At 62.2% G+C, this 18024-nt stretch carries 17 protein-coding genes; 16 read left to right on the plus strand and 1 reads right to left on the minus strand.

The genetic code is table 11. The features are described from left to right. Positions 1 to 19 precede the first annotated feature (19 nt). Complete coding sequence (locus OIL88_03020) at positions 20 to 790, plus strand: energy-coupling factor ABC transporter ATP-binding protein (protein ID HJI71346.1); 771 nt, start codon at positions 20 to 22, stop codon at positions 788 to 790. A 78-nt stretch (positions 791 to 868) separates the two neighbouring features. After that, a complete protein-coding gene (locus tag OIL88_03025; GenBank protein HJI71347.1) occupies positions 869 to 1717 on the plus strand; it encodes a hypothetical protein in 849 nt (282 codons plus the stop codon). Positions 1718 to 1919: 202 nt separating this feature from the next. On the opposite strand, the gene pyk is transcribed toward OIL88_03025, so the two are convergent. Then, the gene (gene pyk, locus OIL88_03030) at positions 1920 to 3380 is read right to left on the minus strand and encodes a pyruvate kinase (protein HJI71348.1); all 1461 of its coding nucleotides are present in this window, start codon (positions 3378 to 3380) and stop codon (positions 1920 to 1922) included. A 442-nt stretch (positions 3381 to 3822) separates the two neighbouring features. Between pyk and OIL88_03035 the strand changes: the two genes are divergently transcribed. The 14 genes from OIL88_03035 to OIL88_03100 all read left to right on the plus strand — a co-directional run bounded on the left by OIL88_03035 (position 3823) and on the right by OIL88_03100 (position 17921). Then, positions 3823 to 6504, plus strand: coding sequence for a cation-translocating P-type ATPase (locus OIL88_03035; protein HJI71349.1), 2682 nt, complete (start codon positions 3823 to 3825; stop codon positions 6502 to 6504). A 482-nt stretch (positions 6505 to 6986) separates the two neighbouring features. Then, on the plus strand, positions 6987 to 8066 hold the full coding sequence (gene rsgA / locus OIL88_03040) for a ribosome small subunit-dependent GTPase A (GenBank protein HJI71350.1): 1080 nt from the start codon (positions 6987 to 6989) through the stop codon (positions 8064 to 8066). Positions 8067 to 8318: 252 nt separating this feature from the next. Next, positions 8319 to 8978 carry a Flp pilus assembly protein CpaB gene (gene cpaB, locus OIL88_03045; protein ID HJI71351.1) on the plus strand — a complete coding sequence of 220 codons (660 nt, stop codon included), beginning with the start codon at positions 8319 to 8321 and terminating at the stop codon, positions 8976 to 8978. Then, complete coding sequence (locus OIL88_03050; protein ID HJI71352.1) at positions 8978 to 10627, plus strand: P-loop NTPase; 1650 nt, start codon at positions 8978 to 8980, stop codon at positions 10625 to 10627. The genes cpaB and OIL88_03050 overlap by 1 nt, the downstream gene beginning before the upstream one ends. Then, positions 10624 to 11952 (plus strand): CpaF family protein, encoded by a 1329-nt coding sequence (locus tag OIL88_03055; GenBank protein ID HJI71353.1) that lies wholly within the window; start codon positions 10624 to 10626, stop codon positions 11950 to 11952. Before OIL88_03050 ends, OIL88_03055 begins: the two co-directional genes overlap by 4 nt. Beyond that, the gene (locus tag OIL88_03060; protein HJI71354.1) at positions 11925 to 12851 is read left to right on the plus strand and encodes a type II secretion system F family protein; all 927 of its coding nucleotides are present in this window, start codon (positions 11925 to 11927) and stop codon (positions 12849 to 12851) included. The genes OIL88_03055 and OIL88_03060 overlap by 28 nt, the downstream gene beginning before the upstream one ends. Beyond that, entirely contained in the window at positions 12848 to 13489 is a 642-nt protein-coding gene (locus OIL88_03065; protein ID HJI71355.1) for a type II secretion system F family protein, read from the plus strand. Before OIL88_03060 ends, OIL88_03065 begins: the two co-directional genes overlap by 4 nt. A 10-nt stretch (positions 13490 to 13499) precedes the next feature. Beyond that, positions 13500 to 13733: a hypothetical protein gene (locus tag OIL88_03070; protein HJI71356.1), complete on the plus strand. Its 234-nt coding sequence runs from the start codon at positions 13500 to 13502 to the stop codon at positions 13731 to 13733. Continuing rightward, positions 13697 to 14260, plus strand: a complete 564-nt coding sequence (locus tag OIL88_03075; protein HJI71357.1) for a hypothetical protein — start codon at positions 13697 to 13699, stop codon at positions 14258 to 14260. The genes OIL88_03070 and OIL88_03075 overlap by 37 nt, the downstream gene beginning before the upstream one ends. 1 nt (position 14261) lies before the next feature. Then, entirely contained in the window at positions 14262 to 14480 is a 219-nt protein-coding gene (locus tag OIL88_03080; protein HJI71358.1) for a hypothetical protein, read from the plus strand. Then, positions 14416 to 14952 (plus strand): pilus assembly protein, encoded by a 537-nt coding sequence (locus OIL88_03085; GenBank protein ID HJI71359.1) that lies wholly within the window; start codon positions 14416 to 14418, stop codon positions 14950 to 14952. Before OIL88_03080 ends, OIL88_03085 begins: the two co-directional genes overlap by 65 nt. Positions 14953 to 15028: 76 nt before the next feature. Further along, positions 15029 to 17089, plus strand: coding sequence for a hypothetical protein (locus tag OIL88_03090; protein HJI71360.1), 2061 nt, complete (start codon positions 15029 to 15031; stop codon positions 17087 to 17089). Then, positions 17089 to 17565, plus strand: a complete 477-nt coding sequence (locus OIL88_03095; GenBank protein ID HJI71361.1) for a hypothetical protein — start codon at positions 17089 to 17091, stop codon at positions 17563 to 17565. The genes OIL88_03090 and OIL88_03095 overlap by 1 nt, the downstream gene beginning before the upstream one ends. Further along, positions 17562 to 17921: a DUF192 domain-containing protein gene (locus OIL88_03100; protein ID HJI71362.1), complete on the plus strand. Its 360-nt coding sequence runs from the start codon at positions 17562 to 17564 to the stop codon at positions 17919 to 17921. Before OIL88_03095 ends, OIL88_03100 begins: the two co-directional genes overlap by 4 nt. The last annotated feature ends 103 nt before the right edge of the window (positions 17922 to 18024 follow it).

Raw genomic sequence — 18024 nt, forward strand, 5'->3', positions numbered from 1 at the left:
GATAGGGAAGGGCGACGTTTTGGCAAACGATACGAATGGCGTGATGGGCGCGAGCGGTGCTACTGGCGCCAAGAGCGTGCCGCTCATCGAGTTTCGCGACGTGGTGTTCTCCTATGCGGGGCATACGGTTGTCGATGGTGTGTCGCTGCAGGTCGATCGTGGTGAACTCGTTGCCCTACTCGGTCCCAACGGCTGCGGTAAGACGACGATTATGCGCCTTATCAACGGTCTTGAACTAGCGGACGCGGGTGCGTACCTGTTTGACGGGCACGTGATCGATGCGGCGTTTCTAAAGGATTCCGCGGCCGCTCAGCGTTTTCATCAGCGCGTAGGTTTTGTGTTTCAAAATGCCGACGCCCAGCTGTTCTGCGCTACGGTGGGCGAGGAAGTTGCTTTTGGTCCCGCGCAGATGGGGCTGCCGGCAGACGAGCTCGAGCGCCGCGTGCGCGATGCCATGGAGCTGTTCCAGGTTGCCGATCTGGTCGATGCCTCGCCCTATCAGCTTTCGGGCGGGCAAAAGAAGCGCGTTGCGCTGGCTGCGGTCGTGTCGATGAACCCCGATATCCTAGTGCTCGATGAGCCCACCAACGGGCTCGATGAGGACTCGTGCGACATCGTAGTCAACTTTTTGCTGGCCTACGTTGCTGCCGGTAAGACGGTTTTGATGAGTACGCACCATCAAGATTTGGTGCGACGCCTGGGTGCCCGCGCCATCTATATCGATCGATATCACCATGTGGTCGAGGTGCCGGTGTCGTCGTATGGAACCGAAAGCGGTGCTGCGGAATAGTTGCTGCGTAGGGTATGTATGGCCGCCTGTGCGACTCTGCCGTGATGGTATAGTTAACCAGGTTTTATGGGGGTGGCTATGCCAAGTTGGAACATTCATATCGCTCAAACGGAGCGCTTGCTGGCACGTGCTAGCGTGCTTGCCGATAGCGTGCGCGACCGCAATGCCTTTTTGTTTGGCTGCGTGGTTCCGGATATCTTCGTGGGCTATATGGTCCCTGGCATCGCCGATCCCATTCCGTATCGCATTACGCACTTTGCAAAGCCCGAGCCTATCCCTAAGCCGCGCGAGCACGAGTTCTGGGATACCTATGTGGCGCCGCTGCTTAAAGGCGCACCCGCGGGCGAACCTGCTGAGGCTACCTCGATTGTCGAGGAGCGCGAGCGACTGAACCGCGTGCACTATCCTCAGCGCTACAGGGATGCCGAGCCGGTTGTCGGTCCCGGCGCCTGTGAGTTCTCGCTTGCGTCCGAAGATGTGGCGCAGTCGCTGCTCGATTTAACGCTGGGCGTCTGGTCGCATCTGGTGGCCGACACGGTATGGAACACGCGTGTGAACCAGTATCTGGAAGCACACGGCGGCAAGCCGTGCGAGGAATTCCGCATTAAAAAGCAGGGCGATTTTGACTGGTTTGGCAAGACGCTGGGCATCGTTTCCATTCCGCGTGCGACCGATCGCCTCTATACCGCTGCGACGCGTTTTGGGCAGTATCCCATCCATAAAGAATATGTGCTCAAGACTATCGGCGTCATGCACGAGATTGTACGCGAAAACCCCGGCGAGCCCGATCATCCGCCGTATCGCCTGCTAACCGAGGAGTTTTTCGATGCAACGTTTACCGAGGTCATCGAGCTGACCGAGGCGGGATTTGCGGCTCGCGTTGCTGCTTCTGACGTTCCCGCAGTCCCCCTGATCGCTAGCTGCTAGCCGGCCGGCTTAACGGTGAACAGTTCATTCCAATTGACCAACGGCTCCCGTCGCAGGGCGTCTTCGGTGGTGCGCTCGGCATCGGAGAGGCTTGCGACTGAACACAAATCGATGATGCGGCATACGAAGAAGGTCTAAAAAGGGCCCGGAAGGCAAAGCCTTCCGGGCCCTTTTGCAATGCAAGCGTGCTTGCAAGTGCGATTTAGCGCACCTGAGCGACGTAAGCGACGTTGGTCGAGGAGACCTTGTCCTCGAGCTGAACACTCATGCGGGGATCGCCGGCGGTGGCGACGGTCAGATCGCCGGCCTCGACGTAGCCGAGCTCCTTAGCGGTCTCGATTGCCTTGACGATCGTGCCGTTGACGGTGCCCTGGGTAATTTCGGCCTGGTGCGGGATAACGCCCCAGTACATAATCATCTGCTGGACGGCCCACTCGTGGCGGGAGAACGCGCAGATCGGCATGTTGGGACGGAAGTGCGAGATCAGGCGAGCAGTACGACCGGTGGTCGTCGGCACGGTGATGCACTTGGCGCCAACGGTGGTGGCCATGTTCACAGCGGACATACCCACAACGTTGTTGACGACGCGGGTGCCGTGAGCATCGGCCGGAACCTCGAGCGGAGCGTGAGCCGGGAGGTACTTCTCGGTCTCGAGAGCAATGCTGGCCTGCATCTTAACGGCCTCGACCGGGTACTTACCGGCAGCGGACTCGCCAGAGAGCATAACGGCGTCGGTGCCGTCGTAGATGGCGTTAGCAACGTCGGCAACCTCGGCGCGCGTCGGGCGCGGGTTCTGCTGCATGGAGTCGAGCATCTGCGTAGCGGTGATAACGGGCTTGTAGGCCGCGTTGCACTTGGCGATGATCTCCTTCTGGATGTGCGGAACAAGCTCGGGCTTGATCTCGATGCCCAGGTCGCCACGGGCGACCATGATGCCGTCGGAAGCCTCGAGGATCTCGTCGAAGTTCTCGACGCCCAGGGCACACTCGATCTTCGGGAAGATCGTCACGTGCTCGCCACCGTTCTCGCGGCAAAGCTTGCGGATGCCGCGGACGGACTCGCCGTCACGGATGAAGGAAGCGGCGATGTAGTCGATGTTCTCGGTCAGGCCAAAGAGGATATCCTGACGATCGCGCTCGGTGATAGCGGGCAGCGAGATGTTGACGTTGGGCATGTTGACGCCCTTGCGCTCGCCGATCAGACCGTCGTTCTTAACGACGCAGGTCATGTCCTGGCCACTGACGGACTCGACCTCGAGGGCAACCAGGCCGTCATCGATCAGGATGAGGGAGCCCTTCTCGACCTCGGAGGGCAGAGCCAGGTAGTCGAGGGAGATGTGCTCAGCGGTGCCGTGGAAATCCTCGGACGTGGGCTGAGCGGTGACGACGATCTTATCGCCGGTCTTGACGGCAACCTTCTTGCCGTCGACCAGAAGGCCGGTGCGGACCTCGGGGCCCTTGGTGTCGAGCAGGATGCCGACAGGCAGACCGAGCTCCTTGGAAATACGGCGGACGCGCTCGATGCGACCGTGGTGCTCGTCGTAGGAGCCGTGCGAGAAGTTAAAACGGGCGACGTTCATGCCCGCCTTGATCATCTCGCGGATGGTCTCGTCGCTATCGCAGGCGGGACCCATGGTGCATACAATCTTAGTGCGCTTGTACATTCAGACCTCCATCTGACATCGTCTTGCGCTGATAGATAAACCATAAGAAATAAAACCGAGATGATTATAACGAAATGCCGACCGAATACCCCAAAAAATCGACCGTATGCCGAAATGGAAGTTCATTTTTTGCGGGAAAAACGGTATATGAAAAATCTTTACCAACCACTCCAACCGCTGCTATCTGGGCGATATGTCAGTTTGGCGATGTGCCGAAGAAAAAACGTTTTACCAATGTTGAGCATCACACGGTCTGCACCGTTGCGTGCGGACCATATTTCCAAACCGATTGTTTTGGCTAGACGCGTCGCTTTGGGGTACCATAGCTCCACTATCAACTGCCGCTCAGCACGGCAGCCTTGATGAGCCCTTGCCCTTCTCCTGGGAATTATGATCGGGCATCAATCTGCTGAGTGGCCCGAATCCCAGGAGGGGACTCTATATGCAAAAGGAATACCTGTCCGCCGCGGCGGAGGTGCTCAGCGACCAAGGTGTCGATGAGAACCTCGGCCTGAGCAACGACGAGGCGTCGTCGCGCCTCGCCAAGACAGGCCCTAACAAGCTCGAGGAAGCTGAGAAGACGCCGCTGTGGAAGCGTTTCTTTGAACAGATGGCTGACCCTATGGTCATCATGCTGATCGTTGCCGCCGTCATCAGTGCGCTCACGGGCATGGTCAAGGGCGAGCCCGACTTTGCCGATGTTGCCATCATCATGTTCGTCGTTATCGTCAACTCGGTGCTGGGCGTGGTCCAGGAAGCCAAGAGCGAGGAGGCCCTCGAGGCCCTGCAGGAGATGAGTGCGGCGCAGTCCAAGGTGCTACGCGACGGCAAGCTCGTGCACCTGCCGAGCGCCGAGCTCGTGCCCGGCGACGTGATCATGCTCGAGGCGGGCGACTCCGTCCCGGCCGACTGCCGCGTGCTCGAGAGCGCCACGATGAAGATCGAAGAGGCCGCGCTCACCGGCGAGTCCGTGCCCGTCGAGAAGCATGCCAACGTGATCGAGCTCGCCGCCGGCACCGACGACGTGCCGCTCGGCGACCGTAAGAACATGTGCTATATGGGCTCCACCGTCGTGTACGGCCGTGGTCGCGCCGTCGTGGTCGGCACCGGCATGAACACCGAGATGGGCAAGATCGCCGGCGCCCTGGCCGAGGCCAAGGAAGAGCTCACGCCGCTGCAGGTGAAGCTCGCCGAGCTCAGCCGCATCCTCACCATCATGGTGATCGTCATCTGCGTCGTCATCTTTGGCGTTGACATCCTCCGCCACGGCGTGGGCAACGTCCTTACCGATCCGACTGCCCTGCTCGACACCTTTATGGTTGCCGTCTCGCTCGCCGTCGCCGCCATCCCCGAGGGCCTTGTTGCCGTCGTGACCATCGTCCTTTCGCTTGGCGTGACCAAGATGGCCAAGCGCCAGGCGATTATCCGCAAGCTCTCTGCTGTCGAGACCCTTGGCTGCACGCAGACCATCTGCTCCGACAAGACCGGTACCCTTACCCAAAACAAGATGACCGTCGTCAAGCACGAGCTCGCTGCGCCTAAGGAGAAGTTCCTGGCCGGTATGGCCCTTTGCTCCGATGCCCAGTGGGACGAGGAGCTGGGCGAGGCCGTGGGCGAGCCGACCGAGTGCGCGCTCGTCAACGACGCCGGCAAGGCTGGCCTCACCGGCCTGACTGCCGAGCATCCGCGCGTGGGCGAGGCCCCGTTCGACTCGGGCCGCAAGATGATGTCCGTGATCGTCGAGACGCTGGATGGCGAGTACGAGCAGTACACCAAGGGCGCGCCCGACGTGGTGATCGGCCTGTGCACCCATATTTACGAGGGCGAAAAGGTCGTCCCGCTGACCGAGGAGCGTCGCGCCGAGCTCGTGGCCGCCAACAAGGCCATGGCCGACGAGGCTCTGCGCGTGCTGGCGCTGGCAAGCCGCACCTACACCGAGGTCCCGAGCGACTGCAGCCCCGCTGCGCTCGAGCACGACCTGGTCTTCTGCGGCCTGTCCGGCATGATTGACCCTGTCCGCCCCGAGGTCGCCGAAGCCATCCGCGAGGCCCACGACGCTGGCATTCGCACCGTCATGATCACGGGCGACCACATCGACACCGCCGTGGCCATCGCCAAGCAGCTGGGTATCGTCGCCGATCGCAGCCAGGCAATCACGGGCGCCGACCTCGACCGCATGAGCGACGAGGAACTCGACGCGCACATCGAGGACTACGGCGTGTACGCCCGCGTCCAGCCCGAGCACAAGACACGCATCGTCGAGGCTTGGAAGTCGCGCGACCAGATCGTGGCCATGACGGGCGACGGCGTCAACGACGCCCCGTCCATCAAGCGCGCCGACATCGGCGTTGGCATGGGCATCACCGGTACCGATGTCACCAAGAACGTCGCCGACATGGTGCTTGCCGACGACAATTTCGCCACCATCATCGGTGCCTGCGAAGAGGGCCGTCGCATCTACGACAACATCCGCAAGGTCATCCAGTTCCTGCTTTCGGCCAACCTTGCCGAGGTCTTCTCGGTGTTTATCGCCACGCTCATCGGCTTTACCATCTTCCAGCCGGTGCAGCTGCTGTGGGTGAACCTGGTTACCGACTGCTTCCCTGCGCTCGCGCTGGGCATGGAGGACGCCGAGGGCGACATCATGAAGCGCAAGCCGCGCAACGCCAAGGATGGTGTCTTTGCCGGACATATGGGTCTGGACTGCGTGGTCCAGGGCCTTATCATCACCGTGCTGGTGCTGGCGAGCTTCTTTGTGGGCGTGTACTTTGACATGGGCTACATCCACATCGCCGATATGATCGCCGGCAATGCCGACGAGGAAGGCGTGATGATGGCGTTCATCACGCTCAACATGGTCGAGATTTTCCACTGCTTCAATATGCGCAGCCGTCGTGCGTCGCTGTTCACCATGAAGAAGCAGAACAAGTGGCTGTGGGCTTCCGCCGCGCTGGCGCTGGTGCTGACGGTGATCGTAACCGTGCAGCCGACGCTTGCCGAGATGTTCTTTGGCCCCGTGACGCTTGAGCTCAAGGGCGTTGTCGCTGCCCTGGGCCTGGCCTTCCTGATCATCCCGCTGATGGAGATCTACAAGGCGATCATGCGCGCGGTCGAGAAGGAGTAACGTACCTGTCCGGGCCCGCCCCTGCGTGTTTTCTTCTTCGCTGGTCCTCGCGCTTCGCGCTGCGGAATCGCTCAGAAGAAAACACTCCCGGGGCGGGCCCTACGGCTACTTTGCTGGTTTCTCTCGCGCGGATGAAAAAGGCTGAGAGAAAGAAGGTGAGCGGCCGAGCAATTGCTCGGCCGCTCGTTTTGAATAAAGGATGTGCCCTTAGGAAACCCCTCCCGGCGGGCGGGCCCTGCGGTATCCTTGCTGGTTTTTCTCCCGTGCGGATGAAAAGGGCTGAGGGAAAGTTTGTGAGCTGGTCGGGCTTTGCCCGGCTAGCTCTTTTTGATTTAAAATACCTGCTCAGTTGTGATTTATGGTGCTGGGAGGCGCTTGTGGGCAAGGCTAAGGCTAAAGCGAAGAAAAAGACGACGGGGGCGCGGGCTAAGCGTGATCGTCGTCGGAAGCTCGCGACCGAGGCTCCCGCATCTGCTGAGGAGTTGCTGGCAAGTGTACCGGGGCTTGACGCGCTGCGGGACGTTCCGGCGTTTGATGACCTGCCGGTCGATGAAGCCCAGCAGGCTGCCTTTGATGATTTCTGCGCGCATGTCGAGGAGCCCGAGCAGATGCAGCTTGGCGCCGTGGTGCGCTTGGATCGCGGGTTTCCACTGGTGGCGACTGCCGATGACACGTTTCGTGCCGAGCATGCTGTGGGGTTTGCCAAGTCACGCGGCGAAGACGAGGTCCTGCTGCCTGCCGTGGGCGATCGTGTGGCGGTGCGCCGCGCTCCCGGGCACGATATGGGCGTGATTGAGTGCGTGCTGCCGCGCCGTACGAGCTTTGAGCGTTGGCGCGGCCGTGCCCGCGGGGAGCGTCAGGTGCTCTGCTCCAACGTGGATAGCGTGCTAATCGTGCAGGCGCTCGGTGCCGGCGAGGTGCTGCTCGACCGCGTGGCGCGCTCGCTGGTGTTGGCGCTCGACTGCGATGCCGAACCGGTGGTGGTACTCACCAAAGCTGACCGCTGCGATGCCGAGGAACTCGAGCGCGATCTGGACCGCGTGCGCCGCCTGGTGGGTCCGGACGTGCGCGTGATCGTGACGTCCTCTGCCGAGGGCCGCGGCCTGGACGAGGTCCGTGCCTGCGTGCCCGCCGGGAGCTGCACCATGATTCTGGGCGAGTCGGGTGCCGGCAAGTCGACGCTGCTCAATGCGCTGCTGGGCCACGATACGTTGGCGACCGGCGGTGTGCGCGAACGCGACGATCAGGGCCGTCACACTACCGTCGCGCGCGTGATGGTGGCACTGCCGGGCGACGCCGGCGTGATCGCCGATGCCCCGGGCCTGCGCAGCCTGCCGCTCGTGGGTCACGAGCGGGGTCTGGCGCGCGCTTTCCCCGAGATTGTCGAGGCATCGCGCGCGTGCCGGTTTGGCGATTGCACGCATACCCATGAGCCGGGCTGCGCCGTTCGCGAGGCCGAGGACGCCGGGCAGATCGATAGCCTGCGTCTGGAAACGTTCCAAAACCTGGCGTCATCCATGCGCGTGAGCGCTCAAATGCTCGATCCCGATGTCCATCTGTAATTGATTTTTCCTATGACAGCCGTCTCCCAACTGTTCGGGAGACGGCTTTTTTGCTGCGGAAAAGCTTCGAAACATACAGTTTGCTGACGTGCTGACCAAAACCTTGCCACGAGCTTGACGGGCTGGTCAGCTTTTTGTCAGCGATTGGTTTGACATCGAAAACCAAGATTGCGATTGCGCTGCTTTGCACTCTGACCGCTCAGACAATGGTGGTACGGGCATTCGCCCGGCACTGCCATGAGAGGAGCGGCCGTGAACAAGAGCAAGCGCATCGCCATCAGTCTGGTCGCGAGCGTGCTCGCTGCTCTGCTCTGCATGGTTTACGGCTCGTCGATCCGCTCGCAAGCCGAACAGGTCCAGGCTGAGACCTTGGCCAAGTACGGTGGCGATCGCGTCGAGGTTTGCGTCGCGGCGCGCGATATCGATGTGGGCGAGACCCTCGATGAGACCAATGTCATAACCCAGGAATGGCTGACGAGCCTGCTGCCGCGTGACGCAGCGACCGAGCTGCGCCAGGTGCGCGGCGACGTGACGACTTCGCGTATTCCCAAAAACGCCGTGATCTGCAATGTCTACACCAAGGCCGAGAGCCGCAAGCTCGAGGTGCCTAAGGGCAAGGTTGCCGTTTCGGTGGCGGTCGATGCCGAGCACTCGGTCGGCGGTGCCACGGGCGTGGGCAGCTACGTGGACGTGTACGTGCAAAAGGACGGCGTGACCGATCGGCTGTGCGGCGCGCACGTGATCGATACCAGTGAGGATTCCGGTGCCACGCGCGAGGGCAAGATCGAATGGGTGACGCTGGCGGCTGACCCCGAAGACGTCAAGGAACTGCTGGGAGCCTCGGGCAAGGGAACGGTCAGCTTGACGATTCCCGCCACGGCGCGCGGCAAAAAGAGCGGAGGCGACGAGTGATGAAGGCGATCTGGCTTGCGTGCTGCGCGTGCGGCGATTACGGGCTGTTGCAGCGGGAAGTCGAGGGCCGTGATGTGGGTGCACAGGTGCTTCGCGTGGGTGACCTGGACGGGCTGGTTTCCATGGCGCGGGCGTTTCCGTCGCGCCGCGGGGCTGCCATCATCGCGGCGTCTCTGTTTGATACCGAAGATGTGCGCAAGACTGTTGCGCGCCTGACGGCCGAAGGCCGCGTGAGTCGCGTGGTCGTGTTGATAGAAGCGCTCGATCCGTCGGATATCGAGGGGCTGTTTCGCGCGGGGGCGACCGAGGTCATCGCTGCACACAGTATATGCGGCAACGGGCGCGCGGGCGAGGGAGCGGTTGATTCCGATCGGCGCATGACGATTGAGCCCGATGCTTTTGTTGATAGGGAACCCGGGGCGCCTCGCGCTACAAGAGGCCCGCGTGTTGATGATTATGGAAAAGCGGAAGCCGAGCATGGTCGGCGCCCCCGGAACCCCCTTGTATGCGATGACGCTGGAGGGCCGGCGCAGCATGCTGGCGACTCCCCGGCTGTAGATTTGGGATACGTGCACGGCGTGAATCTGGCGGATGAACTCGACGAAGTTGAGGGCTTTGCCAGGTGCGGCGAGTTGTCGCTGATGCAGCATGAGCAGATTGCTCAGAACGAGCCTGCCTCGCAGACCGAACAAGCTGTCATGCCGGCTTGGACGCAGCGTGTGGTTGCGGCGGGGGAGACGGGGACGCTGTCACCGACGCCCGCTCCGCCGCCTCCGATGCCGCCGGCAGACGCTGCCGCTCCGCAGCATCGAGCTCCGGTCATCTGCGCCATTTCGGGTTCGGGCGGTTGCGGCAAGTCGACGATCGTTGCCACCATGGCACACACATCGTCGCTGTTGGGCTTGCGTGCCGCCGTGCTCGACCTGGACCTGATGTTTGGAAACCTTTACGACTTGTTAGGCGTCGATGCTCCGCGCGATATGGCGGCACTTATCGAGCCGTCGGCGGCGGGCACGCTCGCCGAGCCGGATATCGTGGCCGCATCGATGCGCGTGGCGCCGGGCGTTACGCTCTGGGGTCCCGTCGCGGCGCCCGAGCAAGCCGAGCTCATGGCGCGTCCGGTGGAGCTACTGCTTGATGTCCTGCGTCGCGAATCCGACGTGGTCTTTATCGATACCTCGGTCTTTTGGGGCGACGCCGTGGCGGCTGCGGTGGCGGCGAGCGACCGTTGCCTGGTCGTTGGCGATGCGGCGGTGTCGTCCGCGACATCGGCGTCGCGCGTCATTGAACTGGCAAGTCGAGTAGGTGTGCCGCGCACGCGCATGAGCGCCGTGTTCAACCGGTTCGGTGCGCGCGGGGCAGACGAGGACGTCGCCATGCGCTTTGAGATTGCCTGCGCGTTGAGCTCCAAGATTCGTATCGCCGATGGCGGGCAGGATCTCGCCGCGCTCATGGCGTTTGGGCGCGCTGACGAGGCAGTGGGGCAGACCAGTGCTTTTGCGACCAGCGTACGCGAGGCCACGCGCGAGATGCTCGTGGAACTGGGGTGTGCCGTCGGCCCTTGGAGCGATATGGTCGCCGACCGTGCAACGCGCACCGAACGCCCGCGTATCCGCCTTCCCTGGTCGCGCGAGGGTGATCAGCGATGAGCCTGCAAACAAGGATTAAGGCTGCCGGCGCTGCAGCGGCGGCAGCGCCTATAGATGCGGGGCGTCGCCGCGCGGTGAAACGACGTACCAAGCGCGCAGTGATGGACCGCATGGGTTACGACGAAGTGGCGCGTATCAGCGCCTATATCGACCCGGCACTTGCCCGCTCGGAATTGCGTCCCGCGGTGGAGGCGGCGCTCAATGTTGAGGAGCCGACCGATCTCGCGACGACCGAGCGCGAGACCATCATCGACGAGATTTTGGATGACGTAGTGGGCTTGGGGCCGTTGCAGCCGCTCATCGAGGACGACACCGTTACCGAGATCATGATCAACGGCTGCCGCTCGGCTTTCTTTGAACGCGGTGGCGTCTTGTACCCCATCGAGCATGCGTTTGAGGATGATGAGCAGATCCGTGTGCTTATCGACCGCATCATCTCGCCACTTGGCCGCCGTATCGACGAGCGCAGCCCCATCGTCAACGCCCGCCTCAAAACGGGCTATCGCGTCAACGCGGTGATTCCGCCTGTGGCGATTGACGGACCGATTCTCACCATCCGAAAGTTCTCGGACCGCATCTGCTCGCTGGACGAGCTTGTGGGGCTGGGGTCGCTGCCGCTTTGGTATGCGCAGCTGCTGTCGTGCGCGGTGTCGCTGCGACAGGACCTGGCGGTTGCGGGAGGCACGGGATCTGGTAAGACCACCCTGCTCAATGCGTTGTCATGCGAGATTTCCACCGGCGAGCGCATCGTGACGATCGAGGACTCTGCCGAGCTCAAGTTTGCGCATCATCCGCACGTGGTGCGCCTAGAGGCGCGCGAGGCTTCAATTGAGGGTGAGGGTGCGGTGACGATCCGCGACCTAGTGACTAATGCCCTGCGCATGCGCCCCGACCGCATCGTGGTGGGCGAGGTGCGCGGTGCCGAGTGCTGCGACATGTTGCAGGCCATGAACACGGGCCACGACGGGTCGCTCACCACGCTTCATGCGGGTTCAGAACAGGAGACCGTGGTGCGTCTGACGTTGCTTGCACGTTATGGCATCGATCTGCCGAGCGAGCTCATCGAGGAGCAGATTGCCATGGCACTCGACGGTATCGTGATGTCCGAGCGCCACGCCGATGGCAGGCGCTTCGTCTCCTCGTATTCGGGGGTGCGACGCGCCGCATCGGGCGGTGTAGAGCTCGAGCGCTATGTGACGTTCGATGCCGCCGAGCGCACCTGGACGCTTGACCGCGAGCCGCCGTTTATCGCAGAAGGCCTGCGGTCGGGGACGCTCACACAAGAGGAGGTGGACGAATGGAGATCACTGTGCCCCTCGTCGTAGGGGGCTTGGCAGGGCTTTCTGTCGCGACGGCGTGCGGGGCGGAACCTCGTGTGCCGCAGGTACCGCCGGCGGAGCTGGCACGTCAGGCGCTCGAGACGGTGGCAGAGAAGCTGCCGCGTGAGCTGGTGGAAAACGATCTGCTGAAAAAGATCGCCCGTTCGTGGGCATCGCTGGCTCCGGCGCATCGCCTTGGCCTCGTGATCGAAGATGCTTCGGGACGTTTGGCGTTTCTGCTGCTATCGAGCGGTGTCTGCTGCGTTTTACTAACGATGGTGTCGTTATCGCCCCTCGGATTTGCCTTGGGACTTGTTGCTCCGTTTGCCGTTGGTGCCGCTCGGGATGGCTTTGAGAGCCGGCGCGAGCAACACGATGCAGAAGAGGCAATGCCCGAGGCGTTTACCGCACTTTCCATGTCGCTTGCCTCGGGACATTCGCTGGCTCAGGGCATGCGCTTTGTGGGCGCTCATGCGCAAGAGCCAGTGCATACCGAGTTTTTGCGGGTGGCGGCGGCGATCGATTGCGGCATCTCGGCGACCGACGCGCTCGATGACTTGCTCGTGCGTATCGACGCCCCCGGTCTTTCGCTTGTGACCTTGGCGCTTAAGGTGTCTCAGCGCACCGGCGCTCCGCTTGCCGACTTACTGTCCGAGGCGTCGAGCATGGTGGGGGAGCGCATTGAGCTCAAGCGCCGCCTGGATGTTAAGACGTCGCAGGCTCGCATGTCTGCGCATATGGTCGCGGCGATGCCGGCGGGCATGTGCGCGGTGTTGGCGCTGCTTTCGGCAGATTTTCGTCGCGGTCTTGCGACGCCTGCCGGCGCGGGCGCTGTGGTGCTGGGTCTTGCCCTCAACGCCGTTGCCCTGGTGGTTATCCGGCGCATTATGCGGGTGGAGCTATGAGCGCCCCGGTTGCAGTTGCGGCTTGCCTGTGCGCCCTGAGTGTATTTGTCGCGACGGGTTTGAATCGGGCGGATGCACGCAAGATCGCAGGGGCCTGCAAGCGCGAGGCGGTGCTGGTCGCTGCCGCGGGTCGCTCGGTGGTCGATGCTCTGACCGCGCGAGTGAAGGGCGCGGTTGGAGCGGGCGGCCCGGCGCGAGTGTCGCTCGGCGAAGTGTCCGAGATGATCGATGTTGTGCGCTTGGGTCTTTCGGCCGGTCTTTCGTTTGATGCGGCGCTTGAGATTTTCTGCGCCAACCGCCGGTCAGTGCTGGCTCTTCGCCTTGAGCGCGCCTGCATGGCGTGGCAGGTGGGCGTGGGCACGCGTGAGGACGAGTTGTTGGCCGCCGCGCGCGACCTGGACGTGCGAGCGCTCGAGACCTTTGCCATCACGGTGGGGCAGGCGCTCGCCCTGGGTGCCCCACTTGCCGAGACGCTGGCCGCTCAAAGTCGCGAGATCCGTGCGGCTCATCGCGCCGCGGTCGAGCGCGAGATCGAGCGTGCACCCGTCAAGCTGCTGATTCCCACCGGCACGCTCATCTTGCCGGCGTTGCTTCTGTCCATATTGGGCCCGCTGCTGGGAGCAGGCGGGATGATGTAGGGAGGAATACATGAACACGATGACTGACGCTGCTGGCAAGGTCCAGGGCTGGGCGTTTTGCCGGGCGGCACATGTTCGTCAGCGCGCCAAGGAACTATTGCAGGAGGAGAGTGCACAGGGTACCACCGAGTATGCCATCTTGGTCGGCGTGCTCGTGGTGATCGCGATTATCGCCATCGTCGCATTTAAGGGCAAGGTCCAAGATCTATGGAACGCTATCAGCGAGGGCATCAACAGCCTGTAGAGGGCGAGCGCCCCATCGGGGTGCTGCTGGTGTTTGCTTGCCTGACCGTGGCGATAGCGGCGGTGCTTTGGGGGCTTAACGCCGCGCGGCAGCAGCGTCCTGGGACCGCCTCCGATTTGGGCTCAGATTCGGCGGTGGCGTCTCAAAAAGATGAGATGCGAGATGCGGACGATTCGGATGTCGCTGTCACGGCGCAAACCTTTCTGCGGACGCTCGACAAGCGGTCTGGCACTGCGACGGATTCGCCTGAGGGCAACGCGATTGCGGTCCGGCTTGCATGGTCCGAGGACCGACCGATGACCGAAGCGGCGGCGGATATGCTGCGTGCCTATCGCGAGGTACCCACGGCGCAACTTGCTCTGAGCGGCTATCTCGACATCAAGGGAAACGTGTGGGGCGCCATCGTGCGCGACGAACGCGGCTGGGTCGATATGGTGACAATTGCCGCGGATGCTGGCGATGCTTCGTGTCGTCTGCGCGCCGTGCGCCTGAGCCCGCAGGCAACGGACTCAAAGGAGGGATCGTGAAATGCATGATGTCCTGCGTGAGGAATCTGCCCAGGCGACGGTCGAATACGCCATCGTCACGGTGGCGCTGTTATCGATCGTGCTGGCGATCGCGGGACTTTGGCGTGCCGGCACCGATGGGCGCTTGGCGGCGCTGGTTGAGCGGGCGGCATCCCATGGCGTTGCCTCGACGTCGGTTATCGACGCCGCTGCGGCCGCTAAGGACATCGCGTTGTATTGATGCCGCGCGCGAGGACCGGGCGCAGTCTACGGTCGAGGCCGCTTTTTTGCTGCCGACGTTTCTGACACTCATCCTCCTCGCGCTGCAACCGGTGTGCCTGCTCTATACGCGCGCGGTCATGGAGTCTGCCGCCGCCGAGACCGCGCGGCTCATGACCACGACGACGGCGGAGGACGACGATCTTAAGGAGTTCACCCGCCGCCGACTTGCCGCAGTGCCCAACGTTTCGATCTTTCATGCCGGCGGGCCGTTGTCGTGGGATATCGAGCTTGGCCGGGCCGGTGCGGGTGGCGTCTCGTCCGTGTCCGTTTCCGGCGAGGTCAAGCCGTTGCCTGTGATCGGTGCGTTTGCGCAGGCTATGGGTGGTACCGCCGAGGGCGGCTACGTTGAGCTCAAGGTCGATGTCTCGTATCAATCGCGTCCCGAATGGCTGGAGGGAGATTATGATTCGTGGATTGCTGCATGGGATTAGGCGCTGCCTGTTGCGGGTGGCGCAAGGGTTTGCGGCCCGCCGTCGACCAGGCGCTCTCCGCAAACGAGGCGGCTTTATGGGTCGAGCCGGTATCGACCTGTTTATCGAAGACGGTGCCTACACCACGCTCTCCTCTGCGGTGGTCATCCTAGTGGTGCTCACATTGTTGTTTTCGTCGACCGCGGCGATATGGAGCATGTCGCGTGCCGGGGATACCCAGGTGGCGGCTGATAGCGGCGCGCTGGCGGGTGCCAACGTAGTGTCGTCCTATCACACGGCTGCCACGGTGGTTGATGCGAGCATCTTGAGTCTGGGGCTGGCGGGGTTTGCCACGATCGGGACGGGCCTGGTCGCCATCCTCATCCCGGGTGCCGAGCCGGTTGCCGGCAATATGGTCGACACCGGGATTGAGATCATTAAAACGCGCAACAAGTTTGCCAAAAGCGCATCGGAAGGCTTACAGAAAATCGAGACGGCCCTGCCGTATCTGATCGCCGCGCGTGCCACGCAGGCGGTGTCGGCGCAGGATACCGATAGTGTGACCTATACCGGTACGGCGCTTGCCGTGCCCAGGACATCCGAGTCTGACTTCGCTGCGCTCAAAGGATCAGAGATCTCGACCGATACCATTAAAGACACATCAGATGATTTAGAGGGTGCGGCCGAGGAGCTGCGGAAGGCTTCTGAGGACACGGCGAAGGCTAAAGAGCGTGCTTGGCTGGCGGATTGTGGCGGGTCGGACGAGAGTTCGATTGGCAAGTACTCGTGTATGTGGGAGCGTGCGAAAAGCCTAACGGATCTCTCCGGTGTTCAAAATCCGCATTACTCATCGAGCGTTACGTGGGAGCCCCAAGTTGCCCTTGATCGCGCGAAGGACTACTACCATTGGCGTCTGACAAATGAGAAGCCCCACGGCTCGAGTGTCGAGATGAAGGCAGAGTCTGCGGCGCGTAAGGCGTTTTATACCTATGCGAGCGCGGAGGTCGATCGGGCACATATAACCGAGAACGGAGACAGGGTCTCCTCCTATATTCCGCTGCTGCCGCGCAACTCTGATGAGGTTCGGGCGACGGAACTCTATACCGATGCGGTGTGGCCGACTAGCGTGAACGATGACAAGGCGTATCTGCATTACGGGACGACCTGCCCTAACTATAAGAAAGGGACGCCGAGCGGATTTGCTTCGGTTGCCGATTACGATGGACAGGATAAATGCAGCAAATGCCATTTTGGCGTTTTGTCGCTTGGTGCCGTTGCGGCGCCTTCAACCTCTATCGAAAACGGCTTCGAGTATCACTTTGACAAGTTTAAAGACGCCCTGGAGGACTACGTCGACTGTCGCAACAAGGAGCTCGAGCTCGAGCGTCAGACCGAGGACGAAGCCGACCGTGCGGGCAATGCGTTTGACCAGGCCATTAAAGCGCTTTCGGGCGAGCGTCCGCGTATCGCTCCGCCCGGTCGCAACGGCGTGGTTGCCTTTGCGGTTTCGGGTGCCATCTCGAGCCCCGATGAACTCAACTCTTCGTTTAACACGGCAGTCAGGCTTGGCGATCGCGGTGCCATCTCTGCCGCGGTGCTGGCGCCCGATGAGGCGACGGCGCAAAACAACGTGCTTTCGCGATTTTTCTCGACATTGAAGGAACGCTCGGGCGGCGTTGCCGGTGTGCTCGACGGCGTCATGGATGTTTGGGGACGGCTGCTTGTGGGATACGGTGATATCCAAGGTTCGGCCGACGAACTTATGGGCGAGATGATTAAAGGCCTAGGAGGGGGCAGCGGCGCGTTGGGCTCCATCGCATCGTGGCTCGGCGATACCGTTTCGGCGTCCGTGGCGGCGCTGGGTCTGGAACCGTGCGACTTGCGCCTGCGAAAGCCAGTGCTGACCGATTCCGCCAACGTCATTAAGAGCCCGGGGTCTGACATTGCTGGTTTCTCTCAAGCGCAAGACAAGCTGCGAAGTATTCCGTTGGGCGTGACCGATCCCAAGGCGCTTTGCGAGGCGTTGGAATATCAAGTCGAACGCACCATCAGCGGCACGACGTTCACGCTTGCGGAGATTCCTCTGCCCGGCGGCGGCTCCATCCCGCTCACCGTCGATGTCGCCACGCTGGTTGGCGCTCTGGGCGGTGGGTCGTAATGAGTATCCGCATGCGTCTGCGCGAGGAGCGCGCCCAAGCGACGGTGGAGATGGCAGTGGTTACGCCCGTTTTGCTGGTGCTGGCACTCATCGTGTACAACGTCATGATCTATGCCAGCGCTGTCGCGCGCTTCGACCGCGTGGTGCCCGACATCGTGTTGGCGCACGCCGTGGCGTCGGAGGGGGAGGGCGACGAAAGCTCTGTCGATGCCTCGGCGACGGTCCAGACTCAAATTCTGAATGCCATGGAAGGCTATGACTTGCAGATCGAAGTGTCGAGCGAGCAAGGCGCGGAGGCATCGGATGGTGGCCTGCTCTCCCTATCCGGTACGTTTAGGACCTACACCTGCACCATGCACTATGAGCCGTGGCCGACTTCTCTCAGCATCGCTGGCGTTCCGCTGGGGGCGCCGACAACGTTGTCGCACGAGCGCGCGGTGACGGTCGATCCATGGCGCCCGGGGGTGGTCATGTGACCGCGGTCTCGTCCTACATCGCCTACGCGCGGGCACTCAATAGGCTGGGTTGGACGCCGGCCGAGTTTGCGGTGGCGGAGTCGTTTGTCGTGCGCCTGCGCGGCATGCTGGGACGGCGTCCGGTTGCCGCCAACGGCCTGCCGCTCGTCATGGCGTTTCCACGCTGCTCTTCGGTCCACACGTGTTTTATGGCCTATCCCATCGACATCGCCTTTATCGATGCACGTGGCTATGTCCTCGTATGCTACGAAAACGTACGTCCCTGGCGTATGTGCTCCTGCCCCGGCGCCTGGGCCGTACTAGAGCGTCCTTCAATCATTGTTTCGACCCCTGCTCTCCAACGCGTGCCGGCTTAAGAATTGGCGACAGCGGACTTTCGTCATACGAAATTGGGTAAGATGGAGGAGAAGATGCATGGATGTTGAGATCCATCCCAACGCTAAAAAGCACCTGACAGAA

The sequence above is a fragment of the Coriobacteriaceae bacterium genome, assembly GCA_025992855.1.
Lineage (GTDB): Bacteria > Actinomycetota > Coriobacteriia > Coriobacteriales > Coriobacteriaceae > Collinsella.

Excerpts from the sequence above, each read along its gene's own strand:
- OIL88_03025 (HJI71347.1), top strand. The coding sequence starts at position 869 with ATGCCAAGTTGGAACATTCATATCGCTCAAACGGAGCGCTTGCTGGCA.
- pyk (HJI71348.1), bottom strand. The coding sequence starts at position 3,380 with ATGTACAAGCGCACTAAGATTGTATGCACCATGGGTCCCGCCTGCGAT.
- OIL88_03035 (HJI71349.1), top strand. The coding sequence starts at position 3,823 with ATGCAAAAGGAATACCTGTCCGCCGCGGCGGAGGTGCTCAGCGACCAA.
- OIL88_03050 (HJI71352.1), top strand. The coding sequence starts at position 8,978 with ATGAAGGCGATCTGGCTTGCGTGCTGCGCGTGCGGCGATTACGGGCTG.
- OIL88_03055 (HJI71353.1), top strand. The coding sequence starts at position 10,624 with ATGAGCCTGCAAACAAGGATTAAGGCTGCCGGCGCTGCAGCGGCGGCA.
- OIL88_03060 (HJI71354.1), top strand. The coding sequence starts at position 11,925 with ATGGAGATCACTGTGCCCCTCGTCGTAGGGGGCTTGGCAGGGCTTTCT.
- OIL88_03065 (HJI71355.1), top strand. The coding sequence starts at position 12,848 with ATGAGCGCCCCGGTTGCAGTTGCGGCTTGCCTGTGCGCCCTGAGTGTA.
- OIL88_03070 (HJI71356.1), top strand. The coding sequence starts at position 13,500 with ATGAACACGATGACTGACGCTGCTGGCAAGGTCCAGGGCTGGGCGTTT.
- OIL88_03075 (HJI71357.1), top strand. The coding sequence starts at position 13,697 with ATGGAACGCTATCAGCGAGGGCATCAACAGCCTGTAGAGGGCGAGCGC.
- OIL88_03080 (HJI71358.1), top strand. The coding sequence starts at position 14,262 with ATGCATGATGTCCTGCGTGAGGAATCTGCCCAGGCGACGGTCGAATAC.
- OIL88_03085 (HJI71359.1), top strand. The coding sequence starts at position 14,416 with ATGGCGTTGCCTCGACGTCGGTTATCGACGCCGCTGCGGCCGCTAAGG.
- OIL88_03090 (HJI71360.1), top strand. The coding sequence starts at position 15,029 with ATGGGTCGAGCCGGTATCGACCTGTTTATCGAAGACGGTGCCTACACC.
- OIL88_03095 (HJI71361.1), top strand. The coding sequence starts at position 17,089 with ATGAGTATCCGCATGCGTCTGCGCGAGGAGCGCGCCCAAGCGACGGTG.